The 20,806-nt window shown below is 70.3% G+C and carries 18 protein-coding genes and 1 riboswitch; of the genes, 9 read left to right on the top strand and 9 right to left on the bottom strand.

All coding sequences use genetic code 11. The features are described from left to right. Positions 1–271: 271 nt before the first annotated feature. Both ACFV1J_RS06860 and ACFV1J_RS06865 read left to right on the top strand, forming a co-directional pair. Complete coding sequence (locus ACFV1J_RS06860; protein WP_385856185.1) at positions 272–1,384, top strand: metallophosphoesterase; 1,113 nt, start codon at positions 272–274, stop codon at positions 1,382–1,384. A 225-nt stretch (positions 1,385–1,609) separates the two neighbouring features. After that, positions 1,610–2,512, top strand: coding sequence for a hypothetical protein (locus ACFV1J_RS06865; RefSeq protein ID WP_385856186.1), 903 nt, complete (start codon positions 1,610–1,612; stop codon positions 2,510–2,512). Between the two features lie 210 nt (positions 2,513–2,722). Here the strand turns inward: ACFV1J_RS06865 and thiC are convergent, their stop codons facing one another. Then, positions 2,723–4,513 (bottom strand): phosphomethylpyrimidine synthase ThiC, encoded by a 1,791-nt coding sequence (thiC, locus tag ACFV1J_RS06870; RefSeq protein ID WP_385856187.1) that lies wholly within the window; start codon positions 4,511–4,513, stop codon positions 2,723–2,725. Further along, positions 4,507–4,663, bottom strand: a riboswitch (TPP riboswitch). (Overlaps the previous gene by 7 nt.) Positions 4,664–4,758: 95 nt before the next feature. Here thiC and ACFV1J_RS06875 point away from each other — a divergent pair. Next, positions 4,759–6,480 (top strand): YibE/F family protein, encoded by a 1,722-nt coding sequence (locus ACFV1J_RS06875; RefSeq protein ID WP_385856188.1) that lies wholly within the window; start codon positions 4,759–4,761, stop codon positions 6,478–6,480. A gap of 528 nt (positions 6,481–7,008) precedes the next feature. Here ACFV1J_RS06875 and ACFV1J_RS06880 read toward each other — a convergent pair. From ACFV1J_RS06880 to ACFV1J_RS06895, 4 genes are all read right to left on the bottom strand, one after another. Then, entirely contained in the window at positions 7,009–7,431 is a 423-nt protein-coding gene (locus ACFV1J_RS06880) for an SsgA family sporulation/cell division regulator (RefSeq protein ID WP_385856189.1), read from the bottom strand. Positions 7,432–7,535: 104 nt separating this feature from the next. Next, a complete protein-coding gene (locus ACFV1J_RS06885; protein WP_385856430.1) occupies positions 7,536–8,306 on the bottom strand; it encodes an IclR family transcriptional regulator in 771 nt (256 codons plus the stop codon). Positions 8,307–9,349: 1,043 nt separating this feature from the next. After that, positions 9,350–9,574 (bottom strand): DUF5326 family protein, encoded by a 225-nt coding sequence (locus ACFV1J_RS06890; RefSeq protein WP_385856190.1) that lies wholly within the window; start codon positions 9,572–9,574, stop codon positions 9,350–9,352. 224 nt (positions 9,575–9,798) lie between these two features. Beyond that, entirely contained in the window at positions 9,799–10,116 is a 318-nt protein-coding gene (locus ACFV1J_RS06895; protein WP_385856191.1) for a cupin domain-containing protein, read from the bottom strand. Positions 10,117–10,165: 49 nt separating this feature from the next. Between ACFV1J_RS06895 and ACFV1J_RS06900 the strand changes: the two genes are divergently transcribed. From ACFV1J_RS06900 to ACFV1J_RS06920, 5 genes are all read left to right on the top strand, one after another. Next, positions 10,166–10,543, top strand: a complete 378-nt coding sequence (locus tag ACFV1J_RS06900; protein WP_385856192.1) for a phage holin family protein — start codon at positions 10,166–10,168, stop codon at positions 10,541–10,543. Positions 10,544–10,546: 3 nt separating this feature from the next. Continuing rightward, positions 10,547–11,185 carry a low molecular weight protein-tyrosine-phosphatase gene (locus tag ACFV1J_RS06905; RefSeq protein ID WP_385856193.1) on the top strand — a complete coding sequence of 213 codons (639 nt, stop codon included), beginning with the start codon at positions 10,547–10,549 and terminating at the stop codon, positions 11,183–11,185. After that, positions 11,182–12,309: a cystathionine gamma-lyase gene (locus ACFV1J_RS06910; protein ID WP_385856194.1), complete on the top strand. Its 1,128-nt coding sequence runs from the start codon at positions 11,182–11,184 to the stop codon at positions 12,307–12,309. Before ACFV1J_RS06905 ends, ACFV1J_RS06910 begins: the two co-directional genes overlap by 4 nt. 532 nt (positions 12,310–12,841) lie before the next feature. Beyond that, on the top strand, positions 12,842–13,738 hold the full coding sequence (locus tag ACFV1J_RS06915) for a LysR family transcriptional regulator (protein WP_385856195.1): 897 nt from the start codon (positions 12,842–12,844) through the stop codon (positions 13,736–13,738). Between the two features lie 104 nt (positions 13,739–13,842). Further along, positions 13,843–14,322, top strand: a complete 480-nt coding sequence (locus tag ACFV1J_RS06920) for an NUDIX domain-containing protein (RefSeq protein ID WP_030411999.1) — start codon at positions 13,843–13,845, stop codon at positions 14,320–14,322. 118 nt (positions 14,323–14,440) lie between these two features. Here the strand turns inward: ACFV1J_RS06920 and ACFV1J_RS06925 are convergent, their stop codons facing one another. From ACFV1J_RS06925 to ACFV1J_RS06935, 3 genes are all read right to left on the bottom strand, one after another. Then, a complete protein-coding gene (locus tag ACFV1J_RS06925) occupies positions 14,441–15,526 on the bottom strand; it encodes a pyridoxamine 5'-phosphate oxidase family protein (RefSeq protein ID WP_385856196.1) in 1,086 nt (361 codons plus the stop codon). Positions 15,527–15,575: 49 nt separating this feature from the next. Beyond that, entirely contained in the window at positions 15,576–16,964 is a 1,389-nt protein-coding gene (locus ACFV1J_RS06930; protein WP_385856197.1) for a globin domain-containing protein, read from the bottom strand. 1,360 nt (positions 16,965–18,324) lie between these two features. Continuing rightward, positions 18,325–18,960 carry an HAD family hydrolase gene (locus ACFV1J_RS06935; protein ID WP_385856198.1) on the bottom strand — a complete coding sequence of 212 codons (636 nt, stop codon included), beginning with the start codon at positions 18,958–18,960 and terminating at the stop codon, positions 18,325–18,327. Between the two features lie 391 nt (positions 18,961–19,351). Here ACFV1J_RS06935 and ACFV1J_RS06940 point away from each other — a divergent pair, with 391 nt between their 5' ends. Beyond that, positions 19,352–19,921 carry a DUF2269 domain-containing protein gene (locus tag ACFV1J_RS06940; RefSeq protein ID WP_385856199.1) on the top strand — a complete coding sequence of 190 codons (570 nt, stop codon included), beginning with the start codon at positions 19,352–19,354 and terminating at the stop codon, positions 19,919–19,921. Positions 19,922–20,145: 224 nt separating this feature from the next. Here ACFV1J_RS06940 and ACFV1J_RS06945 read toward each other — a convergent pair whose 3' ends face one another. Further along, positions 20,146–20,667: a heme-binding protein gene (locus tag ACFV1J_RS06945; RefSeq protein ID WP_385856200.1), complete on the bottom strand. Its 522-nt coding sequence runs from the start codon at positions 20,665–20,667 to the stop codon at positions 20,146–20,148. Positions 20,668–20,806 lie beyond the last annotated feature (139 nt).

The following is a 20,806-nucleotide window of genomic DNA, read 5'->3' on the forward strand; positions in this document are numbered from 1 at the left end:
AACACGAACGATCGGGCGCGCCGGACGACGCCGGGGCGCCCGCGTTGACGCAGAAAAAACAGGGCGATCCCGGGAGAAATCATCCGCGAATGCCAGGCTCCTGCGGATTGACCACCCCCGGGTGCGTCACAACCCGCGATCGGCATTCCTATGATGGGCGCACGACACCGCGGACCGCCGTCGACCAGGCAAGGTCCGAGAGGTGCACGGCGGCGCAACGGTGGAGGGGTCGATGACTCAGGGGGCCAGTCAGGGACCCATGGTGTGGACCATGGCAGGACAAGCTCCGGCGTCCGTTCCGCCGCCCGGAATGTCCGCCGGTGCGTCCGCAGGGTCCCCCGTGCCGCCGCCCGGCCCGCCGCTCCATCTGCCCGCCGGCCCCCCGGTCGCGCCGCCCACCGCGCCCCCCGCGGTGCCGCCGGCCACCCAGCCCGCCGAGCTGCCCGAGGACTACACCCCGACCGCCCGCGACCTCCCGGTCGTCACGCCGGGACGTACCGACACGCTCATCGACCGGCCGTCCGTCGTGGTCCCCGAACCGGCCATGAGCTCCGACGCGCCCGGGGGCATGGGCCCCCTCTACGTCGTCGGTGATGTGCACGGCTACTACGACGAGCTGCGCGAGGCGCTGGCCGCCGAGGGCCTGATCGACGCCGACGGCAGCTGGGCGGCCGGCAACGCCCGGCTGTGGTTCCTCGGCGACTTCACCGACCGCGGCCCGGACGGCATCGGCGTGATCGACCTGGTCATGCAGCTGTCCGCGGAGGCCGCGGCGGCCGGCGGCTACTGCAAGGCCCTGATGGGCAATCACGAGCTGCTGCTGCTGGGCGCCAAGCGGTTCGGCGACACCCCGGTGCAGTCCGGCGCCGGCACCGCCTCGTTCCAGGCCGCCTGGCTCCTCAACGGCGGCCAGAAGACCGACATGGACCGCCTGGAGGACCACCACCTGCAGTGGATGGCCCGGCTGGACGCCGTGATGGAGGAGGACGGGCATCTGCTCGTGCACTCCGACACCACCGCCTACCTCGAATACGGCGACTCCATCGAGGCCGTCAACGACACCGTCCACGAGGTCCTCACCCGCAGCGACGCCGACGAAGTCTGGGACCTCTTCCGGAAGTTCACCAAGCGCTTCGCCTTCCGCGACGAGGCCGGCTCGCAGGCCGTACGCGAACTCCTCGACGCCTACGGCGGCGACCGGGTCGTGCACGGCCACAGCCCGATCCCGTACCTCCTGGGCGAGGTCGGCACGGAGGACGGCGAGGGCGACGGCATCGCGGTCGACGGTCCGCACGTCTACGCCGACGGTCTGGCCATCGCCATGGACGGCGGTATCACGATGGCCGGAAAGCTGCTGGTCGTCCAACTCCCCCTGACTGGCTGAGCGTTCCCGGGGCAGGTATCCCCCGGGCCGGCAGGACGGTCGGTACGGGCAGGAACGAGGGGAGAGACCGACGGGATCCGGTCGGGCGGTTATTCAATTTCCGCAAACTCTCTGTCACCCCGTACCGGAGTCGCTCTACCATCGGTCTATCCGTAGCAGGCTCTCCTCCGTTTCCGCCCACTGCCCGGCCCACGCCGGCCGTACGGCCCTACGGAGCATCGGGGGATGCACATGAACAGCGCTCCGCACCTGCTGAACGAGGACCGCGCGGAATTCGCGCGGCTCCTTGATGAGGCGCTGCGTACCGCGGAATACCGCCCGGACGACCTCACCGCCGCCACGGGAAAGCATCTGAACAACGAGCAGTTGCGCACGATGGCGCTCAGTGCGACCACCGCCATCGCCGCCTGCGCGACGGCCGAATACCAACGCTATGTCCAGCTCCGTACCGAGCTGCGGGCCCCGGCTCCGGCCGCGTCCGGCCCGGCGTCCGGCCCCGCGGCACCCGCCCGGAAGGAGGGGGAGGACGGCGAGGGGGCACCGGGACCGGCCACCGATCCGGCCGCGGACGAGACCGGAAACACCGGTGCCGGGCTGGCGGCGGTGGTCACCGTGCTCGCCCCGGTCCTCGCCGGTATCGCCGCCGTGCTCTTCCTCGTCATCGGCTACGTCCTGCGCGCGGTCAGCCCGGACAAGTCGCTGGCCCAGCCGCTGATCAGCGTCGGCTGGGTGTTCGCGGCGCTCACCGCGGCCGGCTCCCTGGTCGCGATGACCTGCCTGGTCATCACCGCACTGCGCAACGGCCCGTCCGCCGAGTCCGCCAGAGCCGACGAACTGTACGAGGCGCTGGACCAGGCCCGGGAGGCATGGCGGCGCGCCCTGCTGGAGCGCGGGCTGCTGCCCTTTCTGCGCGAGGCGCTCGCCGACCCCACGGCCACCCCGGACGACGACCCGGTCCGCTACGTCCCCCGTCGCACTCCGGCCTCCGAGAGCCGTATCCCGAACCTCGGATACACCCGCCCCGAGTTCTCCAGCCCCGACACCGGCTCCTCGGCCTCCCGCCCGCGCTACTCCAGCCCGGACTTCACCAGCCCGGATTACGGGGGGCCGGACGAGGGGGCGGACTAGGCGGCGGACTAGGGGGCGGGCGGCGGTGGCCGGAGGCAGCGGTGACCGGAGGCGGTAGTGGCCGGAGGCCGCAGTTGCCGGAGGCAGCGGTGCCGGAGGCGGTAGTGGCCGGAGGCCGCAGTTGCCGGAGGCAGCGGTGCCGGAGGCGGTAGTGGCTGGAGGCCGCAGTGGAGGCCCTGTAGGAGCCCCCACCACTCACCGCTTTACCGATCAGTCCGCCAACGGCAGGTACACCCGGTTCCCCGCCGCCGCGAACTCCTTCGACTTCTCCAGCATCCCTGCCTCGATCTCCTCGGGAGTCGAAGCCTCGTCACCGCCGAACTGCTCCGTGATGCTCCGGCTGATCTTCATCGAGCAGAACTTCGGCCCGCACATCGAGCAGAAGTGCGCCGTCTTGGCCGGCTCGGCGGGCAGCGTCTCATCGTGGAAGGCGCGTGCCGTGTCCGGGTCGAGGGCCAGATTGAACTGGTCCTCCCAGCGGAACTCGAAGCGTGCGTCGGAGAGCGCGTCGTCCCATTCCTGGGCGCCCGGGTGTCCCTTGGCCAGGTCCGCCGCATGCGCCGCGATCTTGTACGTGATCACGCCGGTCTTGACGTCATCGCGGTCCGGCAGGCCCAGGTGCTCCTTGGGCGTGACGTAGCAGAGCATCGCGGTGCCCCACCAGGCGATCATCGCCGCGCCGATACCGGAGGTGATGTGGTCGTAGGCGGGCGCGATGTCGGTGGTCAGCGGGCCGAGCGTGTAGAACGGGGCCTCCTCGCAGATCTCCTGCTGGAGGTCGATGTTCTCCTTGATCTTGTGCATCGGGACGTGTCCCGGGCCCTCGATCATCGTCTGTACGCCGTGCCGCTTGGCGATGGTGTTCAGCTCGCCCAGCGTCTTCAGCTCCGCGAACTGCGCCTCGTCGTTGGCGTCCGCGATGGAGCCGGGGCGCAGGCCGTCACCGAGCGAATAGGTCACGTCGTACGAGGCGAGGATCTCGCAGAGCTCCTCGAAGTGCGTGTAGAGGAAGGACTCCTTGTGGTGCGCCAGGCACCACGCGGCCATGATCGAGCCACCGCGGGAGACGATGCCGGTCTTGCGGCGGGCGGTGAGCGGGACGTACCGGAGCAGCACACCGGCGTGCACCGTCATGTAGTCCACGCCCTGTTCGGCCTGCTCGATGACGGTGTCCTTGTAGATCTCCCAGGTCAGCTCCTCCGCCTTGCCGTCGACCTTCTCCAGCGCCTGGTAGAGCGGGACGGTGCCGATCGGGACGGGGGAGTTGCGCAGCACCCACTCGCGGGTGGTGTGGATGTTGCGGCCGGTGGAGAGGTCCATGACCGTGTCGGCACCCCAGCGCGTCGCCCAGGTCATCTTCTCCACCTCCTCCTCGATGGAGGAAGTGACCGCCGAATTACCGATGTTGGCGTTCACCTTCACCAGGAAGTTCTTGCCGATGATCATCGGCTCGATCTCCGGGTGGTTGACGTTGGCCGGCAGCACCGCCCGCCCCGCCGCGATTTCGTCGCGTACGAACTCGGGGCTCACGTTCTCGCGGAGGGCGACGTACTCCATCTCCGCGGTGATCTCGCCGCGCCGCGCGTAGGCGAGCTGGGTGACCGCGGCGCCGTTACGGCCGCGGCGCGGCTGGCGCGGGCGGCCGGGGAAGACCGCGTCGAGGTTCTTGAGTCCGCCGCGCGGCGAGGTGTGCTTGAGGCCGTCGTCCTCCGGCCGCATGGGCCGTCCCGCGTACTCCTCGGTGTCGCCGCGAGCGATGATCCAGTTCTCCCGCAGCGGCGCCAGGCCCCGGCGGACGTCGGTTTCGATGTTCGGGTCGGTATATGGCCCTGACGTGTCGTAGAGCGTCACGTCCTTGCCGTTGGTGAGGTGCACTCGCCGGACCGGTACCCGCAGGTCCGGGCGCGATCCGGAGACATAGCCCTTGTGCCAGCCGATCTCCTTCGGCTCGCCGCTGGCACTGCTTCCGCTTTCGGGCGTGCGTGCATCCTGCAGAGTCATAAGACCCAACTCCCTACGCCGGCATTACCCGGTAACAGGTTCGGCGGTCGACGCAGCGGTATCCGTCCGCCGGTGTTTCACGTGAAACACCGCTGGGACGAAGGTCAGCGCCCTCTCAGCCCGGTGCTCCGAGCTCCCGCGATTGCAAAGGTGGCACCACGGTAGCGGCCGATGCCGCGGAGTGAACAGGGGGCCCGTCGGAACGGGGTGCCGACAGCAGCCCGACGTCTTGCAATGATCGGGCGGTGAGCACTCACGAGCCGCACCCTCAGTCCGATCCGCGATCCGGCGCACAGCCCCATCCGCAACTCGGTCCGCAGCCGGGTCCGCAATTCGGCGCGCAGTCGGGGCCGCGGTCGGCTCCACAGTCGAGTCCGCAGTCGGGGCCGCAGTCGGGTCCGTACGAGCCTGGGGGCGGGGATGGGCAGGCGCACGGCCATGGTTACGGGCAGGGGCAGGGGCAGGGGCATCGGCAGAGCCATGGCAGCGGCAATGGTCACAGCCTCAGCCATGGCCACGGGCATGCGCACGGGTCGCACAGCCATGGGCATGGGCATGGGCCGGCCGCGCCTGTCTCCCGGCATCTGCGCAAGGTGATCGCGGCGGTGCTGATTCCGTTCGCGGCCGCGGTGACGGTCGGCCTGTTCGTACTATGGCCGGGCGGCGCGCCACCACACAAACCGTCCGGGGTGGGCTTCGACCAACCCACCGAACGGGCCCGCGTGATCAAAGTGGCGGAGGTGAACTGTGCGGATGTGCATGCCGAACAGCAGCCCCAACCGCCCTCCCCGACCGGGCAGCAGCCGACCGGGGAAGCGGCCAAGGGAAAGCCCTGCCAGCAGGCGACGATCAAGGTCACCACGGGCGAGAACGCCGGACGCACCTTCCAGACGGTGGTGACACCGGACGCCCTCCGGCACTACTCCACCGGCCAGGACGTCGTGGTGGCGTACTCCCCCAAGGCGCCGAAGGAACTCCAGTACTCGGTCAGCGATGTCGACCGGTCCGTACCGATGTGGATACTGGCGGGCATCTTCGCCCTGGCGGTCGTCGTCGTGGGACGGCTGCGCGGGGTGCTGGCGCTGGTGGCACTGGCGGCCAGCTTCGTCGTCCTGACGCTGTTCATCCTGCCGGCGATCCTCCAGGGCTCCGATCCGCTGGTGGTGGCGGTGGTCGGGGGCAGCGCGATCATGCTGATCGCGCTGTACATGTGCCATGGCCTGACGGCCCGCACCTCGGTCGCGGTACTCGGCACGCTCGCGTCGCTGCTGCTGATCGGGCTGCTGGGGTCGGTGTTCATCAACTGGGCGCTGCTGACCGGTAATACGGACGACACCACGGGCCTGGTGCACGGCCTCTATCCGAACATCGAGATCCACGGACTGCTGCTGGCGGGCATCATCATCGGATCGCTGGGCGTCCTCGACGATGTGACGGTCACCCAGACCGCGGCGATCTGGGAACTGCGCGAGGCGGACCCGTCGGCCGGCTGGCGGAAGCTGTACGGCGCCGCGATGCGGATCGGCCGGGATCACATCGCGTCCGTCGTCAACACCCTCGTACTCGCCTACGCGGGCGCCGCCCTACCTTTGCTTTTGCTGTTTTCGATCGCACAGAGCAGCGTCAGCACGGTCGCCACGAGCGAGGTGGTGGCCGAAGAGATCGTCCGCACCCTGGTAGGCAGCATCGGCCTGGTGGCCTCGGTCCCCCTGACGACCCTCCTGGCAGCCCTCGTCGTCTCAGCCGACCGCAAGCAGCCCGTCACACGGGCGAGAGCAGCCTCACGGGACGTCCCGGGCACACGGGCGAGAGCAGCCTCCCCGGACGCCCCCGGGACGCCGGGTGCAGTGGCCCCACTGGACAGCTACGGGCCCCAGGGGACGGCCGCGACGCCAGGGCAAGCAGCAGCCACCACCCGCGCCAGCTCCGGCCATCGGGGCAGCCGCGGCAAGCGACGCAGGCGATGAGCCGACGCCCGGACCTCGGGAGGGTCGGGGCGGGGTGACCGGGTGGGGCGGGCAAGGCGGGGAGGGTCGGGTGGCGCGGCCCGCACTAGGAAGGTTCGTGAGACCGCACGCCCGGGGCCGGGATCCGAGATGCGGCTCGGGAGACCTCGGAGGCCCGGCGGCGGGAGGCTGGCGACGCGAGGCGTCCGTCCGCCCGGAACGCGGGAACGCAGGGCGTGACCCCGGGCCCCAGACCCCCAACCCTCTGGCCCCGCGCCACGGGCCTCCGCGGGCCACAGGGCCACGGGGCGAGCGGCTGGGTGGGCGCGACCAGGCCACCGCCCCGTACGCGCGGGGCGGGATGCCGGATGCCGGCCAGTGGGCATGAACCCAGGTCGCATCAGGAACCGCGAACCGGTCGCGGCCAGGAGACACAACCAGGGCGCAGCCGGCCAGGAACGGGCCGGGCTTGCTCGCGGCCAGGGGCACGATCCGGTGTCGTGGCCACTTAGGCGCGGCCCGGACCCGGAGCGAGGAACGCCAGGCGGGTCAGCCGGCGGGGGCCTCGGTGAGGATTTGGTCCAGGACCGCTTCCAGGGTGTCGTAGACCTCTTCCTTGCCCAGCGGGACCAGCCGGTCCGTACGGTCCAGGAAGGCGACCAGGGGCGCCGCACTCACCCGGAACAGGGCGCGCTCAAGGCCTACTTGAAGGCTGATGAAGACGTCGCTGAGGTTCGCAGGCGAGGCCGGTTCGATCCGCACATCGCCCTCGCCGGACGGCCGGCTCAGCCCGTCCAGCAGCAGCTCACGACCGAACGCCCAGGTCACGGGCGCATCGCCGGGCAGGTCGAAGGTGAGACGGACGGCATACGGATCGGCGCTGTCGAAGTCGAGATCCACCGGGATCCGGAACGAAAGCTCCTCGGAGACGACGAAGCTCATGATCACTTCTGCCTGAACTGTGTCGGTCATCAACCACTGCCCCGCACTTGATCGGAGATGGCCGGGAAACATCCCCCATAGCCCTATTGACGCCATCGTCGACCAGGCGCAGGCAGATCACAAGGAGTGAGTTTTCAGATACTGATAGAGAAGGCGAGTGTCGTTAGTGTCGCCTCCGCCATTTTTCGTAGTCGATCCGTAACGGACCGCAATCGATGCAGTTCTTCCGCCGGCAGGGAGATCGCCAGGGCCGCCGCGGCGGCGCCAACCTGGATCGGAATGGCCGAACAGACCGTGCCGAGGGCATATTCCTGGCTCTCGTAGGCGGCCTGACCGCGACGCACCGTATCCAGGCGGCACAGCAGATCGTCCTCGCTGCACAGGGAAAACGGGGTTATGGACTGCACGGGATAGCGGGCCAGATGCTCCTTCCTCGTTGCGTCGTCAAGCTGAGCGAGCAGACATTGCCCGATCGCGTGGGCGTGTGCGGTGCTGCGGAAGTCGACCCACTCCTCCACCGGCGGCCGTTCCGGGTCGTCGGTCACCGCCACGACTTCCACTTCACCCTCGCGGTAGACGGCGAAGTAGACGGCGGCTCCCAACTCCCGGCCCGCGAGGGCCAACGCTTCCGAGATCTGGGCCCGCTGTCGGCGCCTGGCCCCGGCCCGGCCGATGGCTTCGGCCGCCTCCCCGAAGACGAACACACCGTTCTCCCGGCGCAGATAGCCCTCGTGGGTCAGGGTCCGCAGCAGGTGGTACGTCGTCGGCAGCGGCAGCCCGGTCTCTCTGGCGAGTTGTTTGGCGGGCGCCCCGTCCTCGTGCGCCCCCACCGCCTCCAGCAACCGGAGCGCTCGCTGCACCGATCCGATCAGGGTGGGATGAGAGCCGGATTCGCCATTCGCCATTGCCAACGCCAACCCCCAGGTTCCGCTCGCCACGGGGCCCGGTCACCCCGGTCGCGGGAACCGCTCCCGCGCCCGCGCGCGTCTCCCGTCCCCCCGCGGTGACACCCGTCCCGGCCTCGCCTCATGCAGCGCCTCCTGAACGTCGCCCTCCGTACCGCACCGCGACATCCGCACACCAACGTTCGAACGCCACGGTCCGAACGCCGTCGTCCGAACGCCGCCGGCCGGGATCACCGTCCGGGCGTCGCCGTTCGAACGCAACATGCGGAACGTCGCCATCCGGAAGACGTCTGCGGTCCGCACTCTAACTCCGCACGTCGCGCCGATAGGCCGAAAGCAGAGGGAGTTAACCCGCCTGGCCCAGCGGCGGACACAGGCGGAAGGCGGACACCGGCAGAAGCAGAAGCGGGGGACCGAAGCGGGGCAGCGTTTGTCCCTATGTCCCTTACCTGGGTGTCCCTTGGTGTCTCTCGCCTGGATGTCCCTTGGTGTCCCTTGGTGTCCTTTGCCTGGGCGTCCCTTGTCTGGGTGCTGTCGTCCGAGGCACCGCCGGCGTCCCGGCCCGACCATCGTCTGGGCCCCACCCTTGCCCAGACGTCGCCGTCACCTTGGACCACATCCGTCCGGAGCCACATCCGTCCGGAACCGTGTCCGCCCAAGACCACGTCCGTCTAAGACCACGTCCGCCCAGGGCTCGGGCCCGTCCGATGTCACGTAGCCCAGGGGCACGCCGCCCGGGCTCATGCCCGCCCGAAGTCACGCTCGGCCCGGAACTCACCTTCGCCTTCGCCTTCGGCCACCCTCATCCAGGACCACCGAGTCGCGTGATCGCCCGCCGGAGGAAGCGGATGCCCAGGCGGACCACGACTGCGCGGGGCGGGCAGCCACTACGAGGAGGCGAGCAGCCATTGCGAGGGGGCGGGCGACCGCTGAGAGAAGGCCCGCCGCCCGCGCAGCGGCCCCGTGCGGGGTGGGGAGCACGCACGCGGCCCGCCAGCCGGCCAGCCGCCGTGGTGGGCGGCCCCCGGGCGCAGCCCTGTCGCTTACCAGTCGCTCTTCGACGAGGACGATGACGAGCCGGTGAAGCGGCGGACCAGGTAGATGACTCCCGCGATCAGAGCCGCCGCTATGAGGACCTTGAACAGCAGACCGATCAGGAAGTGAAGCGCGGAGGCGATCAGGCCGCCGAAGACCACGATCAGGATGACGGGCACCACAACCCAGGTGACCCACCACGGAAGTCCTGCGAGTATCCCCTTACCAGCCACTGCTCTGCCCTGCTTTCTGTCGGTCGCGCTGTCTGTACCGTTGCCGTACCGCGCTATCTGTCCGGTGCGCTGGTTTCGCGCCGATGGCACCGTCCGCGGGCCGCGCTCCTGCCGCCTCCGGTTCTTCCATCACCCACGATGCTAGGGCGCCGGACACCGCCGTGGGGGCCTCGCAGCCCCGGCTCGACCCTGACTCATCCCCTACGGGTTCGGGGCCCCGACCCTTAGCTCTCAGGAGGAGAGAAGACCACCATCACCCGCAGATCCTCGCTGATGTGATGGAACTTGTGGGGTACCCCGGCCGGCACGTAGACGACGCTGCCGCGCGCCACCGGCTCGGTCTCCGCCCCCACGGTGATCAATCCCCGGCCGCTGACGACGAGGTACACCTCGTCCTGGGCGTGCGGCCGCTGCGGATCGATGCTGCCGGCGTCCAGCGCGTACAACCCGACCGACATGTTGCGTTCCCGGATGAACTGCAGGTACGCGCCCTCGTTCGCGACCCGCTCTGCTTCCAGTTCCTCCAGTCTGAATGCCTTCATGCCGTTCGCACCCCTCCGATGATTCACACTCGTCTGCGACGATCTCACCATGAAGCATTTTCTGGTCAAGACGCTCGCCAACGCCGCGGCACTTGCCGTCGCCATCTGGCTGCTCAAGGACATCACGCTGACCGGCGAGAACACCGGCCGCAAGATATTGACCCTGATCCTCGTGGCGCTGATCTTCGGGCTGGTCAACTTCCTCGTGAAGCCCGTCGTGAAGTTGCTGTCCCTCCCCCTGTTCATCCTCACGCTCGGCCTGATCACTCTGGTCGTGAACGCGCTGATGCTGCTGCTGACCTCCTGGCTCGCCGGCAAGGCCGACCTCGCCTTCCACGTGCACGGCTTCTGGACGGCGGTGCTCGGTGGCGTGATCGTCTCGGTCGTCTCCTGGGCGATGCACATGATCCTTCCCGACGAGGACTGACCGTTGACCGTTCCGTACCGCGTCTGCTTCGTCTGCACCGGCAACATCTGCCGGTCGCCGATGGCGGAGTCCGTCTTCCGCGCCCGGGTCGCGGAGGACGGGCTCGACGGCCTGGTGGAGGTGGACAGTGCGGGCACCGGTGGCTGGCACGAGGGCGACGGCGCCGATCCGCGCACGGTCGCCGTCCTGCGCGCGGCCGGCTATCCGACCGCTCACACCGCGCGGCAGTTCAGCGCCTCCTGGTTCGCCCGCCTCGACCTGGTGATCGCCCTCGACTCCGGCCATCTGCGCGAGCTCCGCAGGCTGGCTCCCACACCGCAGGACGCCGCCAAGGTCCGCCTGCTGCGTTCGTACGCGGTGCAGGCCGCCGCCGACCTCGACGTACCCGACCCGTATTACGGCGGTTTCGAGGGGTTTGAGGAGTGCCTGGCGATGATCGAGACGGCGAGTGAGGGTCTGCTGGCCGAGGTCCGCACCGCGCTCACCGCGCGGACGCTGCTTCCGGCGCGCGCACCGGAGCCCGACGACCGGGGCCCCGCGCAGACCCCGCTCCCTTCGCCGGATGCCTCGGACCATGCGCAGGATGCGCCACGCCACCCGCAGGAGGTTCCGTACCACCCGCAGGAGAAGGAGAACGCATGACGGGCGACGGCACCCGCGCCGTACGAGCCGGGCTCCCGGAGCCGGAAGCCTTCGAACCGGCGCTGCCCGGCCCGGTGTTCGCGGCCCACTACCACCTCCCCGGCGACGCCGCCGGGCCGTACACCTACGGCCGCGACACCAATCCGACCTGGACCCGTCTGGAACGCGCCATCGGGGAGTTGGAATCCCCGGACGGCACCGCGCACACCGTCGTGTTCGCCTCCGGAATGGCGGCGATCAGCGCCGTGCTCTTCTCCCAGCTGCGCTCCGGCGATGCGGTGGTACTGCCCAGCGACGGTTACCAGCTGCTGCCTGCCGTCCGCACGCGGCTGGAGAGTTACGGCATCGACGTCCGTACGGCCCCGACCGCACAGGACGCCCAACTCGACGTGCTGGACGGCGCCCGGCTGCTGTGGATCGAGACGCCCTCCAACCCCGGCCTCGACGTCTGTGACGTCCGCCGGCTCACCGACGAGGCACATCGGCGCGGCGCCCTGGTCGCGGTCGACAACACCCTCGCCACGCCGCTCGGCCAGCGCCCGCTGGACCTCGGGGCGGACTTCTCGGTCGCCAGTGGCACCAAGGCCCTGACCGGCCACGGCGACGTCCTGCTCGGCTATGCCAGCACCCGCGACGCCGCGCTGGCCGACGACGTACGGCAGTGGCGAAAGACCGTGGGCGCGATCCCCGGGCCCATGGAGAGCTGGCTGGCGCACCGCTCACTGGCGACCCTCGCGCTGCGCGTCCGCCAGCAGTCGGCCGGCGCGCTGGCGCTCGCCACCGCACTCGCCGACCGTCCCGAGGTCACCGGCCTGCGCCACCCCGGCCTGCCGACCGACCCGGCCCATCCGCTCGCCGTCCGCCAGATGCGGCCCGGCCACTTCGGCTCCGTGGTGTCCTTCACCCTCCCGGACAAGGCCCACGCGGAACGCTTCCTGGCCGCCCTCACGTTGGTCGACGACGCCACGAGCTTCGGCGGCGTACGCTCCAGCGCCGAACGCCGCGCCCGCTGGGGCGGCGACGCGGTCCCCGAGGGCTTCATCCGCTTCTCGGTCGGTATCGAGGACCCGGACGACTTGATCGCGGATGTCCTCCGCGCTCTGGACACGGCCGACGCGGGCTGAGCCGGCGATGGCGGCGGTGGCGGCCGATGAGGGGCATCTGAGGGTCGTGCGTCGGACCGTGTTCCGGACCCGGACCAGGCCTCAGCTCCGCGTCGACCACCCCGAAGAGCACGAGAACCCGCAGGGCCCGGGAGCCCGCAGGGCCCGAGAACCCGCAGGGCCCGGGAGCCCGCAGGGCCCGGGAGCCCGCAGGGCCCGAGAACCCGCAGGGCCCGAGAACCCGCAGGGCCCGAGAACCCGCAGGGCCCGGGAGCCCGAAGAGCCCGAGAGCCCAAGATCCCGAACGGACAGTCTCCGGGCGCCACATGAGAGGGGCCGGCAGGGTATCCCCCCTCGTCACCCTGCCGGCCGCGGTTGTGTGGTGCGCGCCGCCACGTGTTTCACGTGAAACCGAATGTTCCACGTGAAACCAACCGCTCGAACAAGGCTAGTTGACTGAGCGTCAGTGTCCAATCACGCTAGAGACACAGCCCTATCCGCAATTTTATGGCTGGCCCGCGACCAGGCTTCCGAGGGGCGCAGGAGGTACGGGATGGATCTGGCTCTGCTGCGCACCTTCGTCACGGTGCACCGAGCCGGTTCCTTCACCCGCGCCGCAGCGTTACTCGGACTGTCCCAACCCGCCGTGACCAGCCAGATCCGGGCGCTGGAACGCCAGTTGGGCCGTCCGCTCTTCCTCCGCTACGCCCGTGGTGTCACGCCGACCACCGTCGGCGACGAGCTCGCCCACAAAGTGGCACCGCACCTCGATGCGCTCACGGAGATCACCGAGGCCGGGCTCGATCGGGAGTCGGTCACCCGCACTCTGCATCTCGCCGGCCCACCGGAGTTCATGGCCCAACGCGCGCTTCCCGCGCTGGCTCCGCTCATCACCCAGGGCCTCTCCCTCCGCACCGCCTTCGGCTCAGCGGACGAGCTGCTGACCGGGCTGGCGGCCGGCCACCACGATCTGACCGTCACCACCACCCGGCCGCGCGGCGGGCTGTTGACCGCCACCGCGCTGTGCGACGAGGAGCATGTGCTGATCGCCGCGCCGTCCTGGTCGGCGCAATTCGGCGGCCCGGCCGTGCTGCAGGCGGGCGGCGTCCGCGTACTGGATTCCGTACCGCTCGTCGAGGTCCACGAGAGCCTGCCGCTGATCGCCCGCTACTGGACCGAGGTCTTCGACGCCAAGCCCGCGGCGTCCGCCGCCGTCATCGCCGCCGATCTCCGCGCGGTGCTGGCATGTGTCGCGGCCGGGGCGGGGCTGGCCGTGCTGCCGCGCTATCTGTGTGCCGAGGCGCTCGCGTGCGGCGAGGTCGTGGCGCTGCTCGATCCTCCGGTGCCCCCGCTGCGCACGTACTTCCTCGCCGTACGGACCGGGACGCTGGGTCTGCCGCATATCGCCCGGGCCCACGAGTGGCTGCTGCGGTCCGCGGTCGACTGGTGACCAGTTGCAGACCTCGGTCGACCGGAGACGCGCCGCGGTGCCCGGTGGGCTGGTGACGGAGGGGCGGGGGTTTCACCAGGGCGTGGTTGCGGCATCTGTCGACTATGACCGTACGGCCAGTCGTCAAACGCACCGCCCGCGCGATTCTGCTCGACGGCGAGGACCTGATTCTGATCAAACGCACCAAGCCGGGACGGGCCCCCTACTGGATCACCCCTGGCGGCGGCGTTGAGCCGGAGGACGCCACGGTCGTCGACGCGCTCCATCGCGAGCTGGACGAAGAGCTGGGCGCCAAGATCAAGGACGTGGTCCCGGTCTTCGTCGACACCGTCGAGCACTTCAGTGACGGCGGGGTGGACGGCGTGAAGGTCCAGCACTTCTTCGTCTGCCGGCTCGATTCCATGGACCCCACCCGCCGGCACGGCCCCGAGGTCGACGAGCCGTGCGGGGACTACGAGATCGTGCGGGTGCCGTTCACCCGGGTCGGCATCGCCTCCGTCGAGGTCGTCCCGCTGTCCTTGCGGCACTATCTGGACGGCAACATCGAGGGCGTACGGGCGATGCACGCGCCGGATCTGGGGTGAGATCGCCGGCGCGCGCCGAGACCTGTCCCGGGCCGCCCCGCCGTTGAGTGAGCCCTTCTTTTCGAGCTTTTCGAGCTTTTCGAGCTCTTCGAGCAGGGGCGGCGGCAGGGTTGGTGCCTCAGGCGTCGCGTCGGTCGAACCAGCCGCGGAACTCCGGCTCGTCCTCCGCCGGCCGACGCGGCTGGGCGCGCGCCAGCACCCGCTCGACCCGGTCGAGGAACTCCGCGTTCAGCTCCCCCACGAAGTCGTCCCGGCCCGGGACGGCAGGCGCCCGGACATCGGACGACAGGCCCGTCAGGGAGGGATGGGGTGGCTGGGACGGCTGGGATGTCTGGGAGGGCTGATGGGAGGTGCGGTGGCCGGAGAGCCCGCTGTCTTCGTGTGCTGAACCGCCTCCGACTTCGAGTGCCGAACCGCTTCCGACTTCGGTTCCGGTGACAGCCCCGTTCCCGGGCCCGGTCCCGGCCACGGCCCCGTTCCCGTACGCCGCTGGCGCCTCGTCCCCCTGGTCCTCGTGCAGGCCGCCGCGGAGGTCTTCGCTCTTGCGCTCCGGGCGGCGGAAGGGCGCTCGGTCGCTCGCCTCGGCCGCCGCGCCGAAGAAGTCACCGCCCTTCCGCTTGAAGTCGTCGGTGCCCCAGGCCCGCGCCCCGCGCTGCTGCGGCGGGACCTTCTGAAGATGCGGAATGTGCTTGGCGCAGTGGATGTACGCCTCTTCGACCTCGACCATGACCCACAACTGGGCGCGCCGGCCGGGGACCGGATCGACCGGCAGACCGGGATGGCCGGCCCGCATCTCCTCGTCCATCACCACCCGGGCCCGGCCGTTGACGTGCAGACCGATGCGGTCCCGGGTGAAGTCGATCATCAGCAGGCCGAGACGGGGGTTCTCCGAGAGGTTGCCGATGGACGCCATGACCCCATTGCCCCGGTATTCCGGGTACGCCAGCGTGCGCGCGTCAAGCACCTGCAGAAATCCGGGCGGACCGGCGCGGAACGTCGCATCGCATTCGCCGTGCCGGTCGGCCGTGGACAGGAAGAACATCTCCTGCCGGGCGACGAACTCCTGCATACGGGTATTGAGGTGGTCCAGCACCTGGTCCCGGTAGAACCGGTCGGCGCGCTGGGTCGTGCCGAGTCTCTGCTGCACCAGGTGCTCGCCGTCGCTCCCCGGGCGCTCTCCCTGCGGCTGCGGCTCATCCCGCATCCCCCGCGCCTCCCCTGTCGACCCGTGTTCGCCGTGCTCTGCCAAGACCTCAATCCCCTACCGAGACCAGCTCTTCCACCGAGTCGTGCCGTATGCGGTCGGACGGAATGCCGACCCTCACCAAAGCGTCCACACCGTTGCGGATCAAGCCCGGCGGCCCGGAAAGATAGGCGTCGTATTCCCGGAACGGCCCGTATTGCCGCACTGCGTCCGGGAGTTGACCGGTCTCGCTGCTGGTCCCGCCGCGGACCGCGGGCCCGGTGGCGACGACCGGACGGACCGAGAGCCACTGGTGGGTCTGCTCCAGTTGCAGCATGGTGTCGAGGTCGTAGAGGTCGTGGTCGCTGCGGGCGCCGTAGAACACCTCGACCGGGCGCCGGATGCCGTGGTCGGCGACGTCCTCGATCAGGGCCTTGATGGGCGCGATGCCGGTGCCGCCGCCGACGCACAGCAGGCCGTTGCGGGTGGTGTGGTCGACGGTCATCGAACCGGCCGGTGCGCCGAGCCGGAGGACGTCCCCGGGGCGGGCGCGATGGACCATGGCGTTGGAGACCCAGCCGGCCGGGACCGCCTTCACGTGGAAGGAGAGCAGCCCGTCGGAACGCGGCGCCGAGGCGAAGGAGTAGTGCCGCCAGACCCGCGGCCACCAGGGCGTTTCGATGCTGGCGTACTGCCCCGCGAGGAACGGGTACGGCTGGTCGGGACGGACCGTGACCACCGCGATCTCGGGTGTGCGCAGCTCGTGCGAGACGACTTCGGCCTGCCACCAGGCGGGCGCCACGGCCTCGTTCTCGGCGGCCGCGTCGATCATGATCTGGGAGATCGCGGTGTACGCGCGCACCCAGGCGGCCTCGGTTTCCGGTCCCCAACTGCTCGTGGCATAACGGGCGAGCGCGCTGAGCAGGCACTCGCCGACCGCGGGGTAGTGGTCGGGCTGGGTGCCGTATTTGCGATGGCCCCGGCCGAGGTTGGAGAGGTAGCTGACGAGCACCTCGGTGTCGTCGACGTGCTTGGCCGCGGTGAGCAGCGCCTTGAACAGCCGGTCGCGCTGGGTGTCCATGGAGGCCGGGAAGAGGGCCCGCAGGTCCGGATGCTGGACGAAGAGCAGCGCGTAGAAGTACGAGGTGACCTTGTCGGCCACCGGCTCGATCTCGGCCATGGTGCGCCGGATGAGGATCGCGTCGGGCGACGCGGACGCCTCGGACATGGTGGCCCCGAGCGCCGCCAGGGAGGGCTGGGGGGCGGGGGGAGCGGGCGGACCGTGGGGCGTAGCGGTGGCGGGGGTGCGGGGGGTTCGGGGAGTGAGGGTGGGGATGCTGGAGCCGGAAACACCGGGACCGGCCGTAACGGGGCCGGGATTGCCGGGGTTGGGGGCGCCGGGGCTGGGGGTGGGGGTGGGGGTGGCGCTGGGGGAGGGCGCCGCTGTCGTGTGACGCACCGCTTCATGGACGGGCTCGGGCTCGGGCTCGTGGTGACGAGTCGGCTCGGGCTCGTGGGGACGAGCCGGGTCGCGCCCCCATACGGACGGGCGGGGCGACTGCTCCATGGGCTGGCGGCGGGCGGCCTCTTCGGCAGGCTGACTGTTGGGCTGCGGGGACGGCTGGCGGATGGGCTCCGGAGTCGGCCGGCCGGTGGGCGCTGGGGCCTGCCGGCGGGTGGGCTCCGGAGTCTGTCTACCGGTGGGCTCTGGGGACGGCTGGCGAACCGGCTCGCCATAGGGGCGCGAGGGGTCCGCGTACGCACGGGCAGGGTCACCGTACGGGCGGGTGGGGTCGCCGTAAGGGCGGGTGGGGTCACCGTAAGGGCGGGCCGGGTCACCGTACTCGGGGCCGGGCTCGCCGAACGGGTTGGGCGGCTCGCGGTGCGGCTGCGGGGCCTCCGGCGGCTCCGTCCCACGATCGGCTGCGGTGCCTACCGGCCGGATCGGGTTGACCGGCCGGCTGGGTATCCGCTCCCGGTCGTGGGATTGGTGGGCGGAGTCCGGGGAGTTCGGGGAATTCGGGGCGTTCCAAGCGCTTGGGGTGTTCGGAGCATGAGGCCCGCCCTGTACGCCGCGGTAGTCGCGTTCGCCCCGATCGCCCCGATCGCCCGACTCATCCTGGCCGTGGGGTCGGCCCCAGCCGCCGGGCTCGGCTCGGCCACTTCCGTAGGGGGCATTCCGGTCCTGGCCGTCCTGACCTTGGCCGGGTCGGCGCTGACCGTCCTGACTGTCCGGGTCCTGACGGTCCCGGACATTCTGTTCCTGTTGTTCCTCGGAGGACTTCTTCGCCGGCGGAGTGAACCAACCCCAATCGCCGCTGCTGCCGCCAGAAGAGCCACTATCGGCCGACGTGGTGGTCGGAGCGTCCATGGTCTGCCTCGCCTCGAACGTCTTTCGGTCGTCTTCGCACTTCCGTAGACCGGAACTGCCCGGAATTCCCCCGCCCTGGCCGGAATTCTTAACCGAGTCAAGCGATTCCGGCAACATCCTCTAAAGCGGACAAATCTCACTTCCCTGCGGCAATGCGGAGCAGATGCCGCGTCAGCAGCATGCCACCCCGTCCAGCACAACGGACAAACAGTCGGAAGTCCGGGTGTCACGGGCCACTTAACCGCTAGGCTGACGAGCTTCGCCCGCGTCCTGCGTGCCCGCGGAAGCCCTCACCCCGCGCCAAGCCGGACTCGACCATACCGGCAGTAGTTGAAACCACAAGCCCTGATCTTGGAACACTCCGCACGCCACTCCGATATCCGCAGCCCTCGGCACAGAGCGCATTTCCCGCGCACACACGGCTGAATCCGCCGCAGAAAGCGCGGAATTACCCGCCGGTACGGACCAATGCGTACGCCTCCCGCAGATCACGCCCCGTGTAGGCGAATGAGGCCAGGTCACTGACGTGGTGATCGGCATTCACCGCCACGGACCGGGGCACCGCGGCGAACAGTTCGGTGTCCGACATGGAGTCGCCGTACGCCACACAGTCGTTGCGGGTCAGCCCATACCGCACGCAGAGTTCATCTGCGATCCGCACCTTCGCCGCCGACGAGAGGATGCCGCCCGGATCCACCGGCCGCCGGATCGGCACGGCGGGCCAGCGCGAGCCGTGCGCCGTGTCGGCTCCCCAGTCCAGCAGCCGCTCGACGAAGAAGCCGGGCGAGAGGGAAATCACCGCGCATCGTTCGCCGCGCGCGCGGATATCCGCCCAGACCTCCCGAATTCCGGCCAGCCATGGGGCGCCGTCGAAGGCGGCGGCCACTTGAAGGTCGGTCAGTTCGGCGGACCACAGATCGCAGGCAAGCTGCGCGAACTGCACCGGTGTCAGCTCCGCCGCGAAGAACCGGCCCTCCAACTCGGCAATCTCCCGATCGAGACCGAGCTGCCGGGATATCTCCACGGCGGCCGCGGTCCCGTACAGCAAGGTCCCGTCCATATCGAACAGATGCAGCGTGCCCATGCCGGGAGAGTAGCCACTCCACGATCACGTGGGCAGAGGGCAGGACAGGGGGCCGGGAGCAGGCGCTGCGGTCGGAGCCGGGGTGGGGTCGGAGTAGGGGTGGGGTCGGAGTAGGGGTGGGGTCGGATGGAGGTGGGATCGGGTGGAGGTTGGCGGCAGCGTCGAGCTGGGTGCGGAGAAGACCGGAGGTGGCAGGGCACCACGGCGACCGCGAACGGCGGCGGCACTGCGCACCGCACTCAGGCTCAGGCGCACCGCACTCAGGACGCCGCACTCGGGGACGCCGCACTCGGGGACGCCGCACTCGGGGACGCCGTACTCAGGGGCGCGTATACGGGGATACTCCCGGCGGCAGATGTACGACAGGGCCCCGGCCACGACCGTGGACCGTATGCAGCAGCTCAGCCGGCCCGCCCGCCGGGCCCTCCTCGTCCTCCATGTCGCCGTATCCGTCAGCTGGCTCGGCCTCACGCTCGGGCTGCTGGCGCTCAGCATCACGGGTTGGACCACCCGCTCCCCCGAGATGGCGGCCGCCGCCTACCGCGCGATGAAAGTCTTCGGCGACTGGCTGGTCCTCCCTCTCGCCTTCGGTGCACTGATCACCGGTCTGGTGTTGTCGCTGGGCACCCCCTGGGGTCTGGCCCGGCACCGCTGGGTCTACGTCAAGTTCTGGCTGACGCTCGTCACGGTGCTGCTCTCGGTCTTCGCGCTGCGTCCGGGCATCGACCGTCTCGCCGCTGAGGCCGCGGCAGGTACGCCAGTGCCCGATATCGGCCTCGTCATCGCACCGGCGGTCGCCTCGGCCACCTACTTCTTCCTGACCGCGATCTCCGTCCTCAAGCCCTGGGGGCCGACCCGCCGCGGCCGCCGGCTGCGCGAGGAGCTTCGCGAGGACCGGACGGCCGAGGCCCGCGCCCGTCGGCTGCCGGGAAACGGCAGGGCGGGCGCGGGCGTCAGCTGACGGGCGGCCGATCGGCCCTCACGGCCGTCACAGCCGTCACAGTCATCTCAACCGTCATAGCCGCCGTAGCCGCCGTCGCCATCACAACCGTCGTAGCCGTCGCAGCCGTCACGCTCGGAAGTACTCGGCCGTCAGAGACGATCCGCCGCGAGGGGCACTCGGCCGCCAGGGACGATCTGTAGGCCGTTCCGGCGGTCGACCGTCTCGCTCCCGCTCAGTCCGGTTCAGTCCAGGCCCGCCTCGGCTATCGCGCTGAGGGCGATCCGGTGGTCCTGATCGGGGGCGCCCCCGCCGAAGCCGATCGCGCCGATCAGCCGGCCATCGCGGTGGAGGGGCACCCCGCCGGCGAGGAAGAGCAGCGGCCGGTCCAGCGCCGTGGGCAGCGTATGGAAGAGCCCGTCGGGCCGTACCAACTCGACTAGGTCGGCGGTCGGCGCGTCCAACTGGAGGGCGGTGAACGCCTTGCGGGTGCTGGTCTCCCCGGAGATCAGCACGGCCGCATCGTCCCTACGGAAGCCGAGCAGATGCCCGCCCGCATCCAGGACGCTGACGCTGCCCCGCACCCCGCTGCCCTCGGCCGCCTGCACGGCGGCCTCGATGAGGCTCTCCGCCTCGCGGGTGGTGAGCGGACGGACGATGGGAGCGCCGTCGTCGGTGGCAGGGGTGGCGCTGAAGCTGGGGGTGGAAGGGGAGGTGGTGGAGGTGGGGGAGGTGGTGGAGGTGGGAGAGGAGGGGGAGGTGCTCATGAGGGGTTCCTTGCGGGGTTCCTTGCGGGGGTGGGTGAGGTGCCGGGGGATGAGGTGCCGGGGGATGAGGTGCCGGGGGATGAGGTGCCGGGGGTGAGGTGCGGGGGGTGAGGTGCGGCGGTCGGGGGCATACGTCGGC

Source organism: Streptomyces sp. NPDC059649, from assembly GCF_042734445.1.
Lineage (GTDB): Bacteria > Actinomycetota > Actinomycetes > Streptomycetales > Streptomycetaceae > Streptomyces.